Origin of the sequence: Pseudomonas frederiksbergensis (assembly GCF_003732665.1) — a bacterium.
Lineage (GTDB): Bacteria > Pseudomonadota > Gammaproteobacteria > Pseudomonadales > Pseudomonadaceae > Aquipseudomonas > Aquipseudomonas frederiksbergensis_G.
Genome location: NZ_MOBP01000014.1, coordinates 289092 through 310615 on the forward strand (window position 1 = coordinate 289092; position 21524 = coordinate 310615).

Annotated in this window: 17 protein-coding genes and 1 pseudogene; 6 read left to right on the top strand and 12 right to left on the bottom strand. The window is 59.0% G+C overall.

Annotated features, from left to right (window positions below; translation table 11 throughout):
• Positions 1-3 precede the first annotated feature (3 nt).
• Positions 4-963 carry an AAA family ATPase gene (locus BK665_RS23155; protein WP_003218556.1) on the bottom strand — a complete coding sequence of 320 codons (960 nt, stop codon included), beginning with the start codon at positions 961-963 and terminating at the stop codon, positions 4-6.
• A 287-nt stretch (positions 964-1250) separates the two neighbouring features.
• Positions 1251-1604: a hypothetical protein gene (locus BK665_RS23160; RefSeq protein ID WP_123408928.1), complete on the bottom strand. Its 354-nt coding sequence runs from the start codon at positions 1602-1604 to the stop codon at positions 1251-1253.
• Positions 1605-2108: 504 nt separating this feature from the next.
• On the opposite strand from BK665_RS23160, the gene BK665_RS23165 reads away from it, so the two are divergent.
• Positions 2109-7004: an NAD-glutamate dehydrogenase gene (locus BK665_RS23165; RefSeq protein WP_123408929.1), complete on the top strand. Its 4896-nt coding sequence runs from the start codon at positions 2109-2111 to the stop codon at positions 7002-7004.
• 241 nt (positions 7005-7245) lie between these two features.
• Here the strand turns inward: BK665_RS23165 and BK665_RS23170 are convergent, their stop codons facing one another.
• The 5 genes from BK665_RS23170 to pdxR form a co-directional block, all read right to left on the bottom strand.
• Positions 7246-8529 (bottom strand): hypothetical protein, encoded by a 1284-nt coding sequence (locus BK665_RS23170; protein ID WP_185076606.1) that lies wholly within the window; start codon positions 8527-8529, stop codon positions 7246-7248.
• A gap of 291 nt (positions 8530-8820) precedes the next feature.
• Positions 8821-9528 (bottom strand): ATPase, encoded by a 708-nt coding sequence (locus tag BK665_RS23175; protein ID WP_123408931.1) that lies wholly within the window; start codon positions 9526-9528, stop codon positions 8821-8823.
• A gap of 219 nt (positions 9529-9747) precedes the next feature.
• Positions 9748-10146, bottom strand: a complete 399-nt coding sequence (locus BK665_RS23180; protein ID WP_123408932.1) for a cupin domain-containing protein — start codon at positions 10144-10146, stop codon at positions 9748-9750.
• Between the two features lie 237 nt (positions 10147-10383).
• Positions 10384-10677: a putative quinol monooxygenase gene (locus BK665_RS23185; protein ID WP_123408933.1), complete on the bottom strand. Its 294-nt coding sequence runs from the start codon at positions 10675-10677 to the stop codon at positions 10384-10386.
• A 122-nt stretch (positions 10678-10799) separates the two neighbouring features.
• Positions 10800-12233: a MocR-like pyridoxine biosynthesis transcription factor PdxR gene (pdxR, locus tag BK665_RS23190; RefSeq protein WP_123408934.1), complete on the bottom strand. Its 1434-nt coding sequence runs from the start codon at positions 12231-12233 to the stop codon at positions 10800-10802.
• A 198-nt stretch (positions 12234-12431) separates the two neighbouring features.
• Between pdxR and BK665_RS23195 the strand changes: the two genes are divergently transcribed.
• From BK665_RS23195 to BK665_RS23215, 4 genes and pseudogenes are all read left to right on the top strand, one after another.
• Positions 12432-12872, top strand: a complete 441-nt coding sequence (locus tag BK665_RS23195; RefSeq protein WP_123408935.1) for a carboxymuconolactone decarboxylase family protein — start codon at positions 12432-12434, stop codon at positions 12870-12872.
• Positions 12873-12985: 113 nt separating this feature from the next.
• A pseudogene (locus BK665_RS35215) lies at positions 12986-13060 on the top strand (DNA repair protein); the annotation flags it as partial.
• 43 nt (positions 13061-13103) lie between these two features.
• Positions 13104-13583, top strand: a complete 480-nt coding sequence (locus BK665_RS23210) for a YbjN domain-containing protein (protein ID WP_123408936.1) — start codon at positions 13104-13106, stop codon at positions 13581-13583.
• Between the two features lie 176 nt (positions 13584-13759).
• The gene (locus BK665_RS23215; RefSeq protein ID WP_123408937.1) at positions 13760-14740 is read left to right on the top strand and encodes a LysR family transcriptional regulator; all 981 of its coding nucleotides are present in this window, start codon (positions 13760-13762) and stop codon (positions 14738-14740) included.
• Positions 14741-14979: 239 nt separating this feature from the next.
• Here BK665_RS23215 and BK665_RS23220 read toward each other — a convergent pair whose 3' ends face one another.
• The 5 genes from BK665_RS23220 to BK665_RS23240 form a co-directional block, all read right to left on the bottom strand.
• Positions 14980-15246, bottom strand: a complete 267-nt coding sequence (locus BK665_RS23220) for a short-chain dehydrogenase (RefSeq protein ID WP_123408938.1) — start codon at positions 15244-15246, stop codon at positions 14980-14982.
• Positions 15243-15527, bottom strand: coding sequence for a DUF3077 domain-containing protein (locus tag BK665_RS23225; RefSeq protein ID WP_123409012.1), 285 nt, complete (start codon positions 15525-15527; stop codon positions 15243-15245). The genes BK665_RS23220 and BK665_RS23225 overlap by 4 nt, the downstream gene beginning before the upstream one ends.
• A gap of 544 nt (positions 15528-16071) precedes the next feature.
• Positions 16072-16971, bottom strand: a complete 900-nt coding sequence (locus BK665_RS23230; protein WP_123408939.1) for an Ig-like domain repeat protein — start codon at positions 16969-16971, stop codon at positions 16072-16074.
• Positions 16928-18709 (bottom strand): Ig-like domain-containing protein, encoded by a 1782-nt coding sequence (locus BK665_RS34515; RefSeq protein ID WP_185076608.1) that lies wholly within the window; start codon positions 18707-18709, stop codon positions 16928-16930. Before BK665_RS34515 ends, BK665_RS23230 begins: the two co-directional genes overlap by 44 nt.
• A 521-nt stretch (positions 18710-19230) precedes the next feature.
• On the bottom strand, positions 19231-20181 hold the full coding sequence (locus BK665_RS23240; protein ID WP_123408940.1) for a SphA family protein: 951 nt from the start codon (positions 20179-20181) through the stop codon (positions 19231-19233).
• A 205-nt stretch (positions 20182-20386) separates the two neighbouring features.
• Here BK665_RS23240 and BK665_RS23245 point away from each other — a divergent pair, with 205 nt between their 5' ends.
• Positions 20387-21415, top strand: a complete 1029-nt coding sequence (locus tag BK665_RS23245; protein ID WP_123408941.1) for an AraC family transcriptional regulator — start codon at positions 20387-20389, stop codon at positions 21413-21415.
• The last annotated feature ends 109 nt before the right edge of the window (positions 21416-21524 follow it).

The following is a 21524-nucleotide window of genomic DNA, read 5'->3' on the forward strand; positions in this document are numbered from 1 at the left end:
GGGTCAAGCGACGGCTACGACGTCGAGAATCCGCTGGACCACCCGGTCCTGGTCGATGCCAGCCGCCTCGGCTTCAAAGGACAGGATGATGCGGTGACGCAACACATCGAACAGCACCGCCTGGATGTCTTCCGGGCTGACGAAGTCGCGCCCGGCGAGCCAGGCGTGGGCCCGGGCGCAGCGGTCCAGGGCGATGGAACCGCGGGGGCTGGCGCCATAGGCGATCCACTCGGCCATTTCCGGGTCGAACTTGGCCGGGGTGCGGGTGGCCATGACCAGTTGCACCAGGTATTCCTCCACGGCGTCGGCCATGTACAAACCGAGGATTTCCTTGCGTGCGGCGAAAATCGCCTGCTGGCTGACCCGGCGCTCGGGCTTGGTTTCGCCGTTGAGGGCTTCGCCACGAGCCTGTTGCAGGATGCGTCGTTCGACGGCGGCGTCCGGGAAACCGATTTTGACGTGCATCAGGAAACGGTCGAGCTGGGCTTCGGGCAGCGGATAGGTGCCTTCCTGCTCGATCGGGTTTTGCGTGGCCATCACCAAAAACAGCGGCGACAACTCATAAGTGCTGCGCCCGACGCTGACCTGGCGCTCGGCCATGGCTTCGAGCAGGGCCGATTGCACCTTGGCCGGGGCACGGTTGATTTCGTCCGCCAGCACCAGATTGTGGAAGATCGGGCCTTGCTGGAACACGAAACTGCCGGTTTCCGGGCGATAGATCTCGGTGCCGGTGATGTCGGCAGGCAACAGGTCGGGGGTGAACTGGATGCGATGGAACTGCGCTTCGATGCCTTCGGCGAGCTCTTTGATGGCCTTGGTCTTGGCCAGCCCCGGAGCGCCCTCGACCAGCATGTGGCCGTCGGCGAGCAAGGCGATGAGCAAGCGCTCGATGAGTTTTTCCTGGCCGAGAATCTGCGTTGAAAGAAAGGTTCGCAGCGCAAGCAGCGCTTCACGATGTTCCATCGATGACTGTTCCTGGAAAGAGTGACCGAAGACGTTCGAATAACGCCAGGGCTGGGGGCGTTACTTTAATGCATCGCGGGGGGTGGCGACTAACGGCATTTTGCGCAAAGTGCGGGAAATGGCTGGGGAATTTGTCTGAAAATTGTAGGGCGGGGGAGCGGTGGTGTTCTTTTGGACGCCTTCGCGGGCAAGCCTCGCTCCTACAGGTGACCGAGTCCTGTCAGATACATGCGGTCACCTGTAGGAGCGAGGCTTGCCCGCGAAGGGGCCGGCACAAGCGCCGAAAATCAAAGCTCGCTGATATAGGTGCCAATCCCCTCAAGAATGTTCTGCAAGGTTTCTTCCACTTCCGGCAGGTCGCTGGCATCGGTGCTGTGAATGATTTCCAGGACATCCTCGCCATTCAACGCATCGGCGTCGGCGGCTGCGATTTCGATCAGCAGGCGGGTAGCGCCCAGGGTGACTTTCACGCCATCCAGCGCCGAAGGCTTGTCCTGGAAGATGATCTCCAGTTCGTCCTCGTCCGGGAAACGGCTCATCAGGAACAGTTCGCCATCGTCGCTGGTGCAGCAGAGCATGGCCAGGTTGTCTTCTTCGTCATCGCACGGGTTGACGATCAACAGTTCGGTGGTGATTTGCATGGGTAATTCCTGGCTCGACGAGCATGGTGAAGACGAACAAAGGGCGATTCTGCCAGCCGGCGGGAATTTCTGCTCGTCTGAGTGTCAGAGGATGTGTCGTGAACATCCGGTGTGTTGCCGGTCATTTCGGGTACGGACGTGCCGCAAAACCGGGGTTAAACTCCCGGTTTCGTCGTGTGGCTGCTAGTGTTATCCGGTGCACAAGGCGCAAGCTGCGTGCCGATGACCGAATATGTCGCAGCACCGCAAGCAGCCACGTTGTCGCACTCGTTAAGCTGCGCATCGAATGGATACCCGTAAAGGCATTGTGCAATTCATCGTACAGTCGCTTTTGCCGATAGCCATTCTTGGAAGGTGAATGTGACCTGAGTGTCTCGTCCAGCTTCACCCACCTGTCACCCTGTTTCCTCTGCCCGAGAATCAGGAACAGGGTGACGGATCGCCCCGAAAGGGGTTTTGCACGCGACGCTTCCATCAATAACAAGCCCAAGCGGAGTACCACAGATGGCGTTCTTCACCGCAGCCAGCAAAGCCGACTTCCAGCACCAACTGCAAGCGGCACTGGCGCAGCACATCAGTGAACAGGCACTGCCACAAGTGGCGCTGTTTGCTGAACAATTTTTCGGCATCATTTCCCTCGACGAGCTGACCCAGCGTCGGCTGTCAGACCTCGCTGGCTGTACCCTTTCTGCGTGGCGCCTGCTTGAGCGCTTCGATCACGCGCAACCACAGGTTCGCGTCTACAACCCTGATTACGAACGCCACGGCTGGCAGTCGACCCACACCGCGGTCGAAGTGCTGCACCACGACCTGCCATTCCTCGTGGACTCGGTGCGCACCGAGCTGAACCGTCGCGGCTACAGCATCCATACCTTGCAAACCACTGTGCTGAGCGTGCGTCGCGGCAGCAAGGGCGAGCTGCTGGAAATCCTGCCAAAAGGCACCCAGGGCGAAGGCATCCTGCAAGAATCGCTGATGTACCTGGAAATCGACCGTTGCGCCAACGCGGCCGAGCTGAATGTCCTGAGCAAGGAACTGGAACAGGTTCTCGGCGAAGTCCGCGTCGCGGTCGCCGATTTCGAGCCGATGAAAGCCAAGGTCCAGGAAATCCTGACGGGCCTGGACAACAGCCAGTTCCAGGTCGATCCGCAAGAAAAAGCCGAAATCAAAAGCTTCCTGGAATGGCTGGTGGGCAACCACTTCACCTTCCTGGGCTACGAAGAATTCGTGGTCAGCGACCAGGCCGACGGCGGCCACATCGAGTACGACCAGAACTCCTTCCTCGGCCTGACCAAACTGCTGCGTACCGGCCTGACCTACGAAGACCTGCGCATCGAAGACTACGCCGTGAACTACCTGCGCGAACCGACCTTGCTGTCGTTCGCCAAGGCTGCGCACCCGAGCCGTGTGCACCGTCCGGCGTACCCGGACTACGTGTCGATCCGTGAAATCGACGCCGACGGCAAAGTCATCAAGGAATGCCGCTTCATGGGCCTGTACACCTCTTCGGTGTATGGCGAGAGCGTGCGGGTCATCCCGTACATCCGCCGCAAGGTCGAGGAAATCGAACGCCGCTCCGGCTTCCAGGCCAAGGCTCACCTGGGCAAGGAACTGGCGCAGGTGGTCGAAGTGCTGCCCCGCGACGATCTGTTCCAGACCCCGGTGGACGAGCTGTTCAGCACCGTGATGTCGATCGTACAGATCCAGGAACGCAACAAGATCCGCGTGTTCCTGCGCAAAGACCCGTACGGCCGCTTCTGCTACTGCCTGGCCTACGTGCCGCGTGACATTTACTCCACCGAAGTGCGCCAGAAGATCCAGCAAGTGCTGATGGATCGCCTGAAAGCCTCGGATTGCGAGTTCTGGACCTTCTTCTCCGAGTCCGTGCTGGCTCGCGTACAGCTGATTCTGCGGGTTGATCCGAAGAATCGCCTGGACATCGACCCTGTGCTGCTGGAAAAAGAAGTGGTGCAAGCCTGCCGCAGTTGGCAGGACGACTACGCCAGCCTGGTCGTGGAAAACTTTGGCGAAGCCCACGGCACCAATGTGCTGGCGGATTTCCCGAAAGGCTTCCCGGCCGGTTATCGCGAGCGTTTCGCCGCGCATTCGGCCGTGGTCGACATGCAGCACCTGCTGAGCCTGACCGAGAAAAACCCGCTGGTGATGAGCTTCTATCAGCCGCTGGGCCAGGTATCCGGTCAGCGCGAGCTGCATTGCAAGCTGTACCACGCCGATACCCCGCTGGCGCTGTCCGACGTGTTGCCGATCCTGGAAAACCTCGGCCTGCGCGTGCTGGGCGAGTTCCCGTATCGCCTGCGTCACAACAATGGCCGTGAATTCTGGATCCACGATTTCGCGTTCACCGCCGCTGACGGCCTGGAACTCGACATCCAGCAACTCAACGACACGCTGCAGGACGCTTTCGTCCACATCGTGCGTGGTGATGCCGAGAACGATGCGTTCAACCGCCTGGTGCTGACCGCCGGTCTGCCATGGCGTGACGTGGCGCTGCTGCGTGCCTACGCCCGCTACATGAAGCAGATTCGTCTGGGCTTCGACCTGGGCTACATCGCCACTACCCTGAACAACCACACCGACATCGCCCGCGAGTTGACCCGGTTGTTCAAGACCCGTTTCTACCTGGCGCGCAAGCTGTCCAGCGACGACCTGGAAGACAAACAGCAACGCCTGGAACAAGCCATCGTTACCGCGCTGGACGACGTCCAGGTGCTGAACGAAGACCGCATCCTGCGTCGCTACCTGGACCTGATCAAGGCCACGCTGCGCACCAACTTCTACCAGACCGATGCCCAGGGCCATAACAAGTCCTACTTCAGCTTCAAGTTCAACCCGCACCAGATCCCCGAGCTGCCGAAGCCTGTTCCGAAGTTCGAAATCTTCGTTTACTCGCCTCGCGTTGAAGGCGTGCACCTGCGCTTCGGCAACGTCGCTCGTGGCGGCCTGCGCTGGTCCGACCGTGAAGAAGACTACCGCACCGAAGTGTTGGGCCTGGTAAAAGCCCAGCAAGTGAAGAACTCGGTCATCGTGCCGGTGGGCGCCAAGGGCGGTTTCCTGCCGCGTCGCCTGCCATTGGGTGGCGGTCGAGACGAAATCGCGGCCGAGGGCATCGCCTGCTACCGCATCTTCATCTCGGGCCTGTTGGACATCACCGACAACCTGAAGGACGGCGCCCTGGTGCCGCCGGCCAACGTCGTGCGTCATGACGACGATGACCCGTACCTGGTGGTAGCGGCGGACAAGGGCACTGCGACCTTCTCCGACATCGCCAACGGCATCGCCATCGACTACGGCTTCTGGCTGGGTGACGCGTTTGCGTCCGGCGGTTCGGCCGGTTACGACCACAAGAAAATGGGCATCACCGCCAAAGGCGCGTGGGTTGGCGTACAACGTCACTTCCGCGAACGCGGCATCAATGTCCAGGAAGACAGCATCACGGTCGTGGGCGTCGGCGACATGGCCGGTGACGTGTTCGGTAACGGTTTGTTGATGTCCGACAAACTGCAACTGGTCGCAGCCTTCAACCACCTGCACATCTTCATCGACCCGAACCCGCAACCGGCCAACAGCTTCGTCGAGCGTCAGCGCCTGTTCGACCTGCCGCGTTCGGCCTGGACCGATTACGACACCAGCATCATGTCCGAAGGCGGCGGGATCTTCTCCCGCAGCGCGAAAAGCATCGCGATTTCCCCGCAGATGAAAGAGCGCTTCGACATCCAGGCTGACAAGCTGACCCCGACCGAACTGTTGAACGCCTTGCTCAAGGCGCCGGTGGACCTGTTGTGGAACGGCGGTATCGGCACTTACGTCAAGGCCAGCAGCGAAAGCCACGCCGATGTCGGCGACAAGGCCAACGATGCGCTACGCGTGAACGGCAACGAACTGCGCTGCAAAGTCGTGGGCGAGGGCGGTAACCTCGGCATGACCCAACTGGGTCGTGTGGAATTCGGCCTCAATGGTGGCGGCTCCAACACCGACTTCATCGACAACGCCGGTGGCGTGGACTGCTCCGACCATGAAGTGAACATCAAGATCCTGCTGAACGAAGTGGTTCAGGCCGGTGACATGACCGACAAGCAACGTAACCAGTTGCTGGCGAGCATGACCGACGAAGTCGGCAACCTGGTGCTGGGCAACAACTACAAGCAGACTCAGGCCCTGTCCTTGGCGGCACGCCGCGCCTTCGTGCGGATTGCCGAATACAAGCGTCTGATGAACGATCTGGAAGGCCGTGGCAAGCTGGATCGCGCCATCGAATTCCTGCCGTCGGAAGAAGCGATCAACGAACGCCTCGCGGAAGGCCATGGCCTGACCCGTGCCGAACTGTCGGTGCTGATCTCCTACAGCAAGATCGACCTCAAGGAAGCGCTGCTCAACTCCCAGGTGCCGGACGACGATTACCTGACCCGCGACATGGAAACCGCTTTCCCGCCGAGCCTGGTGAGCAAGTTCTCCGAAGCCATGCGCCGTCACCGTCTCAAGCGCGAAATTGTCAGCACCCAGATCGCCAACGATCTGGTGAACCACATGGGCATCACCTTCGTTCAACGACTCAAAGAGTCGACCGGCATGAGCCCGGCGAACGTGGCCGGCGCCTATGTGATCGTGCGTGACATCTTCCATCTCCCGCACTGGTTCCGTCAGATTGAAGCCCTGGATTACCAGGTTTCCGCTGACGTGCAACTGGAGCTGATGGACGAGCTGATGCGTCTGGGTCGCCGCGCCACGCGCTGGTTCCTGCGTGCCCGCCGCAACGAGCAGAACGCTGCCCGTGATGTTGCACACTTCGGTCCGCATCTGAAGGAGCTGGGTCTCAAACTTGACGAACTGCTGAGTGGCGAAATCCACGAAAACTGGCAGACCCGTTATGAGGCTTACGTCGAAGCCGGTGTGCCTGAGTTGCTCGCACGCATGGTGGCGGGTACTTCGCACCTTTACACCTTGCTGCCGATCATCGAAGCCGCCGACGTGACCGGCCAGAACGCAGCAGACGTCGCGAAGGCTTACTTCGCCGTCGGCAGCGCCCTGGACATCACCTGGTATCTGCAACAGATCAGCGCGCTGCCGGTTGAAAACAACTGGCAGGCCCTTGCCCGCGAAGCATTCCGCGACGATGTGGACTGGCAGCAACGTGCGATCACCATCTCCGTCCTGCAACAGGGCGACGGCACCCAGGACGTGGAAACACGCCTGGCGCTGTGGATGGAAGAGCACAAAGGCATGATCGAACGCTGGCGCGCCATGCTGGTGGAAATCCGTGCCGCCAGCGGCACGGACTACGCCATGTACGCGGTGGCCAACCGCGAGTTGCTGGATCTGGCGTTGAGCGGTCAGGCGGTTGTGCCTGTCGTTGCTGCACTGGAGCTGGAACCGGCAGCCTGATTCCAGGCGCTGAATGAAAAAGCCCCCGTATCGTGAGATGCGGGGGCTTTTTTGTGCCATAAGGTTTTGTGGTGTCTGGGTGGGCCTCTTCGCGAGCAAGCCCGCTCCCACAGGGGATTGGGGTGTATTCACAATTTATGTACACCAGAGATCAACTGTGGGAGCGGGCTTGCTCGCGAAGGGACCGTCCGCCTCAATACAACTTCTGACCCGTTTTACGATTGAGCTTCTCGAATCATGTTCACGCCAGATAACGCAGGGCAAACGGCCTGAAGTCAAAATTGTTAGCATCTTTCATATAGGAGCCAGCAACAACGATCCGTGTGCCGTCCAGAGTCATGGATCTGCCCATGTCAATATAGTCTCCCACTTCGGTTCGCACCTGCCCCGTCTGATCGCCGAAATCCAGATCCGGCTCGCCAAGGGCGGAGTAGCGGCGCAGGATCACGTCTGATTCTTGAAGGCCAGCCGTGTTGCCCTGAACGACGATCTTCGAGTCAGGCTGCGTGGCGACGCTGAGCCATTGGGAACCCAACTGGTGTTCGTCTTCCTGGGTGATGAGCGGCTGACCTTTATTGAATAGCGGGTCGAAGGTGCCTGATGCGGTCAAACCCAAAAGCAAGCAGCGTAGCGCAGAGACGCCCGTTCCCAAATCACCCGCGGCAATGATCGAACCGTTGCTTTGTGAGGCCAGGGCGAATATCCGGCGCTTTTCTGCGGGGCCTCTAGTCAGGAAAAAGCCGGACTCGCCAAAGTGAGTGTCCAGCGTACCGTCGGCATTAATTCGCGCCACCAGCCCCCACTCATCAACCGCCACAACTGTAAAGCCTGCCACGATGATTTTGCCGTCGGGCTGCTGCAGCAATGTCGAGAGTTGCGTTGAATTGTTCTGATACTTGACGACGGTAAAGCCTTTACCGTCGTTGAAGCTTTCGTCAAAACTGCCATCAGGATTGAGGCGCGCAAGTACACCGACGATGGTGCTGTAGTCGAAATTATGTGTACTGACTACCAGGATTTTTCCGTCGGGCAATAGCAATGTCTTATCCATACCGACTGTCGCGGATTGGCCGTCAGTCTGCGTGGATCGAGCATCGGTTTCGTAAGGTTTGATCGGATAACGGATCACTAGGGTGCCTTGGTCGCCAAAACTGGTATCCAGGCTGCCATCTTGATGGTGACGCGCCAGTGCTGGAGAACCACTGATGTCCCCAGGTTTGGAGTAGCGGCCTGCCAGGAGGATTCGCCCATCGTTAGTCATGGAAGCGCTGAGGCCGATGGAGACGAACCCTTTCTGAAATTTGCCAGTGACGATACCGTTCTGGCCGAATGATGGATCGGTTCTGCCGTTGGATTGCAGTCGTATGATCATGTAGTCATTCGCTCGCCGACCCGCTAGAAGCACGTGGTTAGCCGGGGTGACGTTGACGCCATTGACGGTTTCACCGGTGTCGGGAAAGGCTTTGCCTTGCTCGCCAAAGGAAAGGTCCAGCATTCCTGCATGAGGTTCTGAGTTTCTGTCCATTTTCATCGCTCCTCGAAGGCTCAAGCCGCCGCGGTCGTTGCCAAGGACGCGGGTTCGTCCATGCGCGTAACCAGAGTGTGTTTTATGCAGCGCACGGACATGGGGTGTCTACTGTCAGAGTTGACAGTTGTGCCAGTTGACTCAGGGGGCGTAGAAGTGAGGGTTTGTTGTGCCAGGGAGGTTTTTGTGGTGGCTGGGCGGACCCCTTCGCGGGCAAGCCTCGCTCCTACATTATTGGAACGCGATCAACGGTAGGAGCGAGGCTTGCCCGCGAAGGGGCCATCCGCCTCACTACAACTTCTGATCCGTTTTGCTATCAATCATCGACACACTACTTGTCGGCCTGGTCAATAAATTACTGAGCGACTGGTCAAACTTCTGCAATGCGCGAACTTGCACATCCTGTTGCTGGTTAATATCCGCGACTATCTCTTCACTGCGTTTAAAGTCCGCCCAGACTGGACTCAACGACTTGGCATCATGCCCCTGTGCAGTGCCTATGTAGTTGAACTTCGCATCATAAAAATCCGCTCTGACATCGGCCTTGATATCCGAACTGCGTGAGGTCATCAACTGGCTGTGAGTGTCGATGATGGCGACCACATCGGGTCTGGCGGCGCGCAGGCTTTGCAGGTCCGGATAAACCGTCACGGAGCCGAATTGGCGTTGCAACGACGCCTTGACCCCATCCACGGCAAAGTCCGGGTTGGACGTTGCGACGTAGGCGTCGTGGATCGGTTGTACCAGCAGGCTCTGGCCGAAACCGGTGCCGGCGTTGGCACGGTAGTGGCGCAGGTAGTCGCGGTTGGCCTGGGTGCTTGGGCTGTAGAGGATGCCCAGGGACACATTGCCGCCATTGGCGATATGGGTGGCGCTGGAGCGGCCGACCGGTGCGCTGAACAAGGTATCCAGCGACGAAACGGCTTTAGGCGCGGTGGGCACCGAACAACCGGTTAACAGTGCAGCAATCGTCAACGTACTGAACAGCACACGGTTCATAGTGTTTCTCCAGTGAAACAACGTAAGTTCAATACCGGTATTAACCGGCGATGGACTCAGACTAAACCTGTTGTCACTGAATGAAACCGTCCATGAATACACTTATCGACTGATCCATAGTTTTGTTTGCTGTAAGCGTTTCAATCTAATTGCGCCGGGTAATAAAAAGGCCCGAATCGTCAATTCGAGCCTGTTTATTTATGGCTGGTGCAACAGCGATCAGTTTTTCAAGGGGATCAACACTTTCTCGTCCGGCGACAACACCATGAACACCAACAACTTCGCCGGTTTGGTCGCACTGGCGTTTTTCGACACCAGATGCTCGGAACCGGCCGGCTCGTACCAGAACTCGCCGGTCTTGTAGGTGATCGCTTTCTGGCCCTTGACCTGGGAAATGACCTGACCTTGCAGCACGTAAGCCATGGCGGTGCCGTCGTGTTTGTGGGCGATGGAGGATTGGCCGGGTTTGTAGTCGACCTCGATCATCATGGCCTTTTTGCCGGGCACGTTTTGCAGCAGTTCATCTTGCAGCACCGTGACCTTTTCCGATGGGTCGTGGGCAAAGGCGGAGGCGGAAACAGTCAGGGCCAGGGCGGCCAGTACATGCAGAGCTTTCATGGTGGATCACCTGGGGGTTGTGAGTCGTCAGTGACCACAGTAAGCCGCAGGTTGGCGTAACAAAACGGCCAATTTTCGGGAAGGTGAGGGGACCAATCTTCCGCGTTCCGGGCACAGAAGCGGGGTGGCAATACTGACGCCTTCGCGAGCAAGCCCGCTCCCACAGGTGACCGCGTTCCTACAGAGGAATGCGATCAAATGTGGGAGCGGGCTTGCTCGCGAAGGCGTCGCAGAGGTTTACACAATCGGGAAGCTGTTGAAGTCCACGGCATTAGCCAGTCGGCTATCAATCAACCCGATAAAACCCTGCACTTCGGGGCAGTTGAAGTGCGATTGCATGGCCGCTTCCGATTGCCAGCGGGCACTGACGTTCCAGCGGTTGCTGTCCTCTGGGCAGCGGTCGACCATATAGGAATCGCAGCCCGGAAGTTCGCGCAGGGTGTCGACAATCTTTTGCAGTTGTTTGCCCAGTTCTTCAGAGCGGCCGGCGGCAGCCTGCACCTGTACGGTGTTGATCACTTCGTTGGACATTACTCAGACTCCTGAATCAAGTCGGATAAATCCGGCTCATTGAGGGACAACGCCCCTGCACAATAGTCCTGCACTGCCGGACCGCCAATAGCCAATCGCCGGATAAACCCACAGACCAATCGTCAGCTCACCTGCTGCAAAATGTCCCGCACACGGTCCAGAGCGGTGTCGATGTCCAGGGTTTCAATCGCGCCAAACCCCATCAGCAGGCCATCACGGGGCGCTTGCTGGTAGTAAAAACCGTTAATGGCGTAGAGCCCGACTTCGACTTTGCGCGCCAGTTCGATCACCAGCGGGATATCGATCGGCACCTTGCACAGCACCACCATGTGAAACCCCGCGACGGTGGGTACGGCTTCAAACCACGGCGCAAGATCGCCGGCCATGCGCGCCAGGATCCGCTCGCGGCGCCCGGCGTAGATGGTGTGGCAACGGCGGATGTGTTTGAGCAGGCAACCTTCGGCGATGAATTTGGCCAGCGCCCATTGCGGCAGGGTCGAAGTGTGCAGGTCGGTGAGTTGCTTGGCGCGAATCACGGCTTCGAGGATCGCTGGCGGCAAAATCGTGTAGCCCAGCCGCAGCTCCGGCAGCAAGGTTTTCGAGAAGGTGCCGACGTAAGCGACGATGCCGCGCTCATCCAGGCTTTGCAGGGAGTCGGTGGGTCGGCCTTCGTAGCGGAATTCGCTGTCGTAGTCGTCCTCGATAATGATTGCGCCAAGCTCATACGCCCGCTCCAGCAGGGCTTCACGCCGTGCCTGGCTCATCGGCATGCCCAACGGGAATTGGTGGGACGGCGTGACGTAAATCAACCGCGTACCGTCGGGTATCCGCTCGACCTGGAGGCCTTCAGCGTCCACCGGCACCCCGACCACCGTGGCGCCGTGGCTACCGAACAACAGGCGTGCCGGCGGATAGCCGGGGTCTTCCATCGCCACCAGGCTGCCGGCCTGGATAAGCACCCGGGCAATCAGGTCCAGGGCTTGCTGGGCGCCGTTGCACACCACCACGTCCTCGTCCTGGCAATTGACCCCACGGGAAAACGCGATGTGCCGGGCAATCGCGTTGCGCAGCGCCGGCAAGCCTTCGGGCAGGCTGTAAAAGCCTTTGGCCCCGGCCATCTGCCGCAGCGCATGGGAGGTGCAGCGCCGCCAGTCGTCCTGGGGGAACTGGCCCTTGCTGGTGGCGCCGCCGATAAAGTCGTAGCGCAACGAGCCTTCCAGCGTCGGGTGGCGTAGGAACACCGGCAGGTTGCGCCAGGACTCGATGACCTCGCTGCTGGCCAGTTCCGTGTGGCTTTGCTTGCGCTGGATCTTCGCCGGCCGCGCGTTGACGTAGGTGCCTTTGCCGGTCACGCCGGTGAGGAAATTTTCGTAGGTCAGTTGTGAGTAGGTGTCGGAAATGGTCTTGCGCGAGATCCCCAACTGTTCGGCCAGCAAACGGCTGGGCGGCAGTTGCGTGCCGGCTGCCAGGCGACCGGTTTCGATGGCGCTGCGCAGTTGTTGGTACAACTGGCCTGCCAAGTCCTTGCGGCCGTTGATGACAACGTGAAGTTCCATACCGGCGGGGCTCCTGGGGCGACTGAGGGTTCGCGCCAGATTACCCCTATTACGCCGTTGCATAGAAGTTGCGCAGGCAAAAAGCGCCGGATTGGTCTGCCCGCGAGTGGTCCATGGATTTTTCGTGGAATTGGACCTGTAACGCCGTCGTATCAGCGCTTACCTTGAAGGTACACATCCGCGCTACGAGGTCCTTTCATGATTCCCCGCCTGGACTACTACAGCGCCTCGCCCAAAGCGATGAAAGCCATGCTTGCCATGGAGGCGTTGACCAGCCATTTGAGCATTGAGCCGGCCTTGCTGCACCTGATCAAAGTGCGCGCCTCGCAACTCAACGGCTGTGCATTCTGTACCGACATGCACTCGGTGGATGCCCGGCGCCTGGGCGAGACCGACCGGCGCTTGTATTCAATCGTGGTCTGGCGCGACAGCAACTTCTTCAACCCCCGGGAGCGGGCGGCGCTGGCCTGGACGGAAGCGGTGACGCTGCTCGCGCAAAGTCATGTGCCGGATGAGGTCTATGCGCTGGCGCGGGAGCAGTTCAGTGAAGGCGAACTGGTGGACTTGACCATAGCCGTGACCACGATCAATAGCTGGAATCGGTTCGCGGTGAGTTTCCGCCAGACCCCCAGCGACTGAAGTTTGCGGTATCCCCCCTGTGGGAGCGGGCTTGCTCGCGAATGCGGTGGATCAGTGACCATCAATGTCGCCTGACACCCCTCTTTTGCGAGCAAGCCCGCTCCCGCACTGTTTTGGTAGAACGGTCTAAGCTCCAGACGCAATTGACTGAACGTGACACACAAGTGCAGCAATGTTCAGTCAAGAATGCGTCCCAACCGGCGCTCGTTTACCAAACCAAGGATGAACCACATGACTCAATTGATCAGCCACGTCTCGCCGCAATCCCTGACCGACGTGCTGCAAGCCGCGGGTTACCGGGTCAACCAGACCGAACAGAACGGCATCGTGCAACTGCTCAGCGCCAGCCAGGGCATCGGCTATGCCGTGCGTTTCGGTAACGCGGCGCCGGAGGCGGGCAGCTATGTCGACTTCACTTTCAGCTGCGCCTTGCGTGTGCAGGGAGAGTTGCCGGCCGGGCTGGCGGAACTGTGGAACGCCTCGCGCCGTTTTGCCCGATTGTCGGTGCAGGGCGAGTTTCTGGTGATGGAAATGGACGTGGTGGTGGCCGCCGGTGTCAGTGCTGACCACTTGAAGGGCAATCTGGAATTGTGGGATCGCCTGTTGCAGGAATTCATCGTGTACCTGCGTGAATACAGCCAGAACGCTGCTAATTTGCAGGCCCAGGCGCAAACCGCCGAGGTTGCTGCAGACGAGGTTCCAGCGCTGTAAAAAAACGAACGGTCTTGCCCCTGTGGGAGCGAGCTTGCTCGCGATGAGGCCAGCACATTCAGCATTGATGTGGCCTGACACACCGCCATCGCGAGCAAGCTCGCTCCCACAGGGGATCTCTGACAGGCACTGCCATTCCAGTTTCAAACCAAGCAAAGATCGACAGGGAGTCATCGATGTCATTGACAGAAACCGCAGGCCGCCAGGGCACTGCCGATTACCACTCACCGCCGCCCACGTCCGAATCCTGGCTGGCGCTGGCCGCCGGGCTTGAGGATGAGGTGGCTCAGTACTTTATGGTCAGCGCCCGGTGCGGTTGTTTCATGCAAGCGGCGCGCAGTCTCAATGCGCGGGCGGCCTCGCTGCGCAAACAATTGGCGCAACTGGAGGCGCGCTTGCAACGGTCACTGTTCAACTTCCAGGGCAGCGCCCTGACGTTGAGCCGCGAAGGCCAGCAATTGCACGCACAGTTGACCGTCCTGGCCAACGAACGCCGGTTGCCGGTGGTCGAACAACCCTGCATCCGTCTGGCCGTGGCTGAATCGCTGTTGCATGACATCCTCGGCCGTGACCTGATCTCGCTGCTGCGCCGCAACGCCAGCATTCGCCTGGAGATCATCTCCCTGGACAGTGAACTGGCCCTGCAAACCATCAGTGCCGATGTGGTGCTATGGCTGGCGACCGGGGATGTGCCACTGCCCGGCCCGACCTTCGCCACCACCGAACCCCAGCACCTGGCGCAACTGAGTTATCTGCCTCATATCGCCAAACGCTATTCCCGGGTCACGGCCCGGCCGGACAGCGTCGACGACCTGGCGGATTTCATGCTGGTGCAATGGCAGCACGACCGTCAGAGCGAAGGTTTCCGGCCCTGGAACAACCTGGTGGAACAGCGTCTGGCAGGGGTGGTGAAGTTGCAGTCCTATGAGCTGATGCTGGACATGATCCGCTGCAGCGCCTGCATCGGCCTACTGCCAGCCTACATGAGTCGTTACGACCGCAGCCTTGTGAGCCTGCCGGGACTGTTCCGCGAACCGATGCAGCACCGGGTATGGCTGGCGGTGAATGCCGACTCCGATGAAGTGGCCGACGTGCAGATGATTGCGCAGTTGATCCGCAACACGTTTGCCGAGCGGCGGGAGTGGTTTGAGGTGTAGGGCAAGCTTGCCCGCTTACATCACCAATCCCCTGTGGGAGCGGCGGTGCGACGATTCGACTTGCTCGCGAAAGCGCCGTGTCAGCCCATATCAATGTTGGCTGGTCAGTCGCCATCGCGAGCAAGCTTTGCTCCTACGGGTGGGATCGTCGTACACAAAATCTGTGTTCACCACCGACCCCCTGTAGGAGCGAGGCTTGCCCGCGAAGACGTCCTGACAGCCAACATCAAACCCGGCGCTTACCCCCGAGCCCGAATCCGCCGCCCCAACACATCCATCACATCACAGCCATCGCGCAACAACATCGCCGCCGCCTGCGCCAGTTGCTGCACATCGGCACCCTTGGCCTGGCTGATATCGAGGCTGGCCAGACTCTCCATCATTTGCGTCCCCGCCAGAAACCGCGTCGCGGCGTTGCTGTGCAATTCATCCAACGGCGCTTGTGTGGCCACCAGCAAAACCGGAACCTCGCCCTCATTGCTGGTCATCGGCATATGCGGGTTCATGCTTCACCTCCCGCTTGCGCCGCGTGCAAACCATCGACCGAGGCCTGCACCAGTGAACGGGCGGTGTCGAGCATGTGCTTGCTGGCCCAGCGTAATGTCTGGATATGTTCCGGGCGGGTGGCATTGGGGGCTTGGTGGGCGAGGGCTTCGGCGCAGCTGAGGTAAACGGTGGCGTGTTCCAGTGCATCGAGCAGGGGGATGTCGGGTTGTACGGCGAAGAGGTGGTGATCGACGTGATCGCAGAGGGAGAAGGGGGTGGATTTTGTGGTTGCGTTGGTCATGTGCATCTCCTGAAAAAATGGAGTTACCACGTCATCGCCGTCAAACGAATAGGTGGCAACTGTACGCAGGTTGACGGACCGGTCCAGGAACCCGGCGCACTCGAAAGTGCCCCACGCACAGCTGCCATAAAGCCGCGCAAGGTCCTGGAAAAAAGCCGAGCCGTCAAACCCGATCACGAATGAGTCGTGACGGGCGTGAGGATAGGGAGCCAGGGCAGGGCAGTCAACCGGCGAAAGGCCGGAAACGGCTGGTTTACTTGTAGGCATGTTCCGCGTCTTACAACAACGACATGCTCTTAGATAAGAGGGGACGAATTAAATAATTCTGTCCCCTTTTTCTAGTAGGCAACTTCCGCACCCGGCCATACTCCCGCAGGCGCTGCCGAAGGCTGCGATCTTTTGATCTTGCCATTCAAAATAAAGATCAAAAGATCGCAGCCTCGTTTCACTCGACAGCTCCTACAAGGGACGTGGGCCTTTTAAATAAATGCGTCCCCTTTATACATTTATCTCTGCTTTCCCTCTCTTGTTTTCGGACCCTTTTTTATCTTGACCAATGTAGCGTGAAGTTGTCGAAATACGGTATGCCCATGACGGTCAGGTTAATATATTTGATATTTACCCCGGAAAATGAAAATAATTCAGGCTCATAAATGTCCTTTAAAGAAAAGTAGTCTAACCTGTTGTTATTGATATCGAAGAACTCTACAAAGATGGATAAGGGGTAGGTTCCTCCGGATCTATACCAGAAGCTGATTGTGGTACATGGGCGTTTTAACTCGATCCGAATCCGCCTTGTTGTTGCCCCAGAGCCATTTATATAAATATAGTTCCCTGTTATTTTTCCTGGATACCAGCCGTTTTTAGCTGCCCATACTTGCTCTCCGCTCACTATAGTCATATGGGGTAATTGACATGGTAGTTGCAAATTTAAGTCGGCGTTAGGGACGTCAAGGGTCTCGAAATCTTCTATTGCTATGCTCGATTCAATCATCAAAGTCCACGTTCTTGACTCTTCTCCTATGTCGTAAAGCGCTTTGACCTTTATGTTGTAGCTGGTATTAACGCTTAACCCGCTTAAGGTCGTCGTCCAAGTGCCGTTGGCAGGAACGTTAATCACCGGACCAATAGGCGTGGCGCCGTTGTAAAGTTGCACGGTCAGGCCGCCAGTGGCCTTGCCGGTCAAGGTGACACTGGTGTCGAAGGTTGTGCCGGGGTTAGCGAGTTGACCTTTGGAATCGCATATCGAGTCGATGGTTGGCGACACTACTGCGGCGACATTAACCGTCCACACCGCCGATTCCTGCCCCGTCCCGTACAAGGCTCTGGCCTTGAGGCTGTAGGTGGTGTTGGCGCTCAATCCGCTAAGGGTTGTCGTCCAAGTGCCGTTGGCCGGGACGCTAACCACCGGTCCAATTGGCGTGGCGCCGTTGTACAGCTGCACAGTCAAGCCACCACTGGCTTGGCCGATAAGGGTGATGCTGGTGTCGAACGTTGTACCAGGTTTGGCGAGCTCTCCTTTGGAGTCGCGAACCGAAGCAATGGTCGGGGCAACGACCGCCGTCACCGTCAAATGGCGCACGTTTGAAAAGACCGGAGTAGGGTGATACCCCGATTTTGCGTACAAACGGTGAGCGCCGACCGCAACAGCGATGGTCAATTGCCAGACGCCGGTGGTGGCGTTGGCCGTTGCCGTTCCCTTGGACACTGCGCTGGCGCCGGAGGCCCTTGCTGGCAGTCCCGGTGAGGATAAGGGAGGTTTCAACCGTGATGCCATTCTCGAGAATTTCGACACCACTCGGCGAGCCTTTCACCGAGGTGAGGGTCGGGACGATGACCGCCGTCACCGTCAAATTGCGCACGTTTGAAAAGACCGGTGTGGGGTGATACCTCGATTTTGCGTACAAGCGGTGCGCGCCGACCGCAACGGCGATGGTCAATTGCCAGACGCCGCTGGTGGCGTTGGCCGTTGCCGTGCCGCCCTTGCTGGCAGTCCCGGTGAGGATAAGGGAGGTTTCAACCGTGATGCCATTCTCGAGAATCTCGGCGTTGCTCGGCGAGCCTTTGACCGAGGTGAGGGTTGGGACGATGACCGCCGTCACGGTCAACGTCCTGGCCGCCGAGGCCGTCCCCGCGCCAACCCTGGCGGTAAAACGGTGGGCCGCTAGGGTCAAGCCCGAGACAGTGAGCGTCCAGACACCGGTCGTCCGGTCGGCGATGGGTTCACCTTTCAGGGTGCCGTCGTCGAGCACTTGCACCTTCTGACCTTTGCCCGCAGTACCGCTCAGGATGACGGTGGTTTCAACGGTGATGCCGCCGTTGGGAATATCGACGTTGCTCGGCGAGCCTTTGACCGAGGTGATGGTTGTGTCAACGATCCGATCCACGTCCACGTCGGCCTTGAGGATCTTCGACCAGCGTCGCCGCTGCGTCGGATTTCTCAACTGATCGACCACGGTGTAGGAGAACTGGAACTCCGAGTTGCTGCCGATGCCTTCGAGCACTTCGCGAATGACGGTAACGACCTTTGGCTTGCCGACTTCTTCGGGAAGCAGTGGCGGCAGGGGGAAGTCCGAGTTTTGCAGTCTCACGGTAATGACGTCGTAGGCCTTCATGTAGGGGTAGAACAGGGTCAACGGCACACCCTTGTCCACTTCGTCCTTGCCGATCACCGGCGGATTGCCCAGTTCGGGCGGCAGGCTGATGTCGAGGTAAGGATGCTCATTGTCACCGGGCACGATATTGCCGCCGGGCAGTTGCACGCTGTAGAGGATCCACAGAGGAGTCGAGTCGCCGGCATTGCCGCTGGGGCGATGGACTTTGTATTCCAGCTTGTTGTTGATGCCATCGTTCAACAAGGACTCGAACAGAGTGAATTCCGTACGTTGGTCCCGATCGGCGATGGGGATCGGGCGGCTCTCCAAGGAAATATCGTTGAGCAAGAGCTCGATGGAAATGTAGTCGTCACCGGAGCCGTCGCGCCCGGGCGGGTCGATCAGGACTTTCACCGCGTTGGCCAGCACGCCCAGCCGATTGAGCACTGGCGTGAACAGGGCCAGCGGTGCCCCCACCACCGGCTCATTTTGCGGCACGGGTGTATAGGGAATCACGCTGGGGGTGGCGCCCAGGATCTGGGGCGGATAGTTGACCAGAATCTCGGCGTTCGGTTGTTCAGTGTCCATGGCGCACCTGCGGGTTCGGTGGGGGCATGGCACATCAAATACCGACGGTGGCGCATTCGGCTACTGTCAGAAGTTACAGGTGCGGGGTGGTTTCGGATGAATGGCGAAGTGGCTTGTGGAGCTTTTGTTGGGGCGGCGGTGCGACGATTCGGCTTGCTTGCGGAAGCGGTGGGTCAGTCAACATCCGTGGTGGATGTTAAATAGCCTTCGCGGGCAAGCCTCGCTCCTACAGGGGGTGGTGCCGAACACGGATATTGTGTTCACCGAAGATCCCCTGTGGGAGCGGGCTTGCTCGCGAAGGCGGTGGGTCAGTCACCATTGATGCTGAATGTGAAACCGCCTTCGCGGGCAAGCCTCGCTCCTACAGGGGTTGGTGCTGAACACGGATATTGTGTTCGCCGAAGATCCCCTGTGGAAGCGGGCTTGCTCGCGAAGGCGGTGGGTCAGTCACCATTGATGCTGAATGTGAAACCGCTTTCGCGGGCAAGCCTCGCTCCTACAGTTGATGAGGTCGTTGCCTGTCAAAACGCATATGGGATGCTGATTTTGGCCCACAGCATTTCGCCTTCCGGCCGGTTTTCCACATCAAATTCCTTGGCCCAGCGGATCTCGGCGCTGGCGTATTTGAGGAAGGTCAGGTGCAGTGCCGGGCCGATGGCGAACACTTGGCCGCGAACCCCGTCGTTCACGTCTTCGCCATTGAACTGCACGGTGCGGCCGAACTGTTTGTCGTCGGTGGTTTGCTTGAGGTAGTAGCCATTCAAACCGAGCATCACGTTGTCGGTGATTTTGTAGCTGGCGGAATAATCGAAGTGGAAAATCTGCCCCGACTTGTAATCGGTGTCCTTGTTCTTTTCATTGAAGCTGTACGTCGTTTTCATCGACACCTCGGTCCGGTCCGTCGGCAGCCAGGTGAAGGAGAACAGCGGCTTGTAGGTGTAGAAATTGTTGCTGGTGTTGGCCAGGCGATCAGTGCTGTATTCGCCGGTGGGTACGGTGATTTCCACGGCGGCGCCGAGGGTAAGGTTCTTGCCCATGTCCCACAGGATGATCGGCGCAATGGTGGTGTCACCCATGCCTTCGCGGGTGTCCTGCAAGCCGAATACCGAGACTTCCTGTTTGAGCCAGGGCTGGGCGATGTAGCCGGCCAACCGTCCGCCGAAAATACGCACAGGGCTCAGGTAGTCCAGGCGCGGGATGACGGCGGTGGATTCGATTTCGACGTTCGGTACTTTGCCGCCGAGGGAGCTGATGTTGAATTTGGTGGCTTTGTAGTGGTTGTAGTAGATGTTGAAGGCCACCATGTTGTCCGGAAGGCTGTCGACCTCCAGCGGCAGCATGAAAAACCCGTCGGTGCCGGTGCCGATATTGTCCACGCCGGCTTCGGTGGCCAGGGCCGGCAATTGGATGGCGAACGCACCGGCGAGGCTGATGGCCAGGCGCAAACAGAAAGTCGTGCGGGTCGGGTTCATGGGTGTACTCATTATTATTGTTAGGGACGCACCGCCGGCCGCGCGGGCCGTTGCATAGAAATAAGCGGTTCGGGCCGGGCCGGGCAGGGTATTGGCGGCCACATAGGGGGACTTCTGCGGACAGGTGTAAAACCCTGTGCTAAGTTCTTTCGACATAACCGGTAACAAAAATAAGAATTCAGCCTGATCCGGGATGTCTTGCCCCATGCAAATGAAAGTCGTCGATCCGACCTACGAACTGGCGCTGGTGTCGCCATTCCTCCTGCAAACCCTGGCCGAAGTCGTCGAGCTCAAAGGCATCGATCCCGAAAGCCTGTGCCGTGGACTGGGCTTCACCCTCGAAGATCTCCAGGACCCGGCCCAGCGCATTTCCTACCGCCAAGCCGTGGCGATGATCCAGCGTGCGCTCAAAGTGCTGCCCAATCGTGGGCTCGGCTTGTGGGTCGGCGCGCAGAATGTGCTCGGCACCCTGGGCCTGCTCGGGCATGTGCTGTCGCTATGCAAGACCCTGCGCGATGCGTTTGAGCTGGGCATCCGCCATCAGCACACCTCCGGCGGCATCGTGGTGTCGAGCGTCGAAGAGGCGGGGGATCGGGTGTTCGTCGACATCGAATGCCGGCTGCCGTTTGCCGATGTGCAGTTGTTTGCGGTGGAAGAGTTTTTCGCCAGCCTGCTGGTGTATGGGCGGGCGTTGGTGGGTGCCGATTTCAAGCCGATGGCGGTGGAGTTTGTCCACGCGGCACCGGATTACCTTGCGGAATATCAGCGCTTACTGGGGCCGGATGTGCGCTTCGGCTGCCTGCAAAACCGCATGGTGATCGCCGCGCATTGGCTGGATGTGCGCCTGCCTAACCATCACTCTCTGGCGTTGCGTCAGGCCGTCAAGTTACTGGAGCTGGAAGCTGCGCAAGTGCATCAGAAGATTGATTTGATTCAAGCGGTGGAGCGGGCGATTGCCCGGGATCTGACGCGGGGCAGTCATATCGAGAAAATTGCCGGCGACTTGAATATGAGCAGCCGGACCTTGCGGCGGCGCCTGACTGAGCATGCGTTGACGTTCGAAACCCTGTTGGAGCAAGTGCGCCAGGCGCGGACCTTGAGCTTGCTGGCCAATCCGGAAATGTCGATCGAGCGGATTACCGAAGAAGTCGGCTACAGCGACGTGCGCAGCTTTCGCCGGGCGTTCAAGCGCTGGACGGGGATGAGCCCGACGGCGTTTCGGGTCAGCTCATAGACTGTGCACCGCTGAACCCTGTGGGAGCGGGCTTGCTCGCGAAAGCGGTGTGTCAGGCACCATCAATGTTGGATGTGCCGCCGCCTTCGCGAGCAAGCTCGCTCCCACA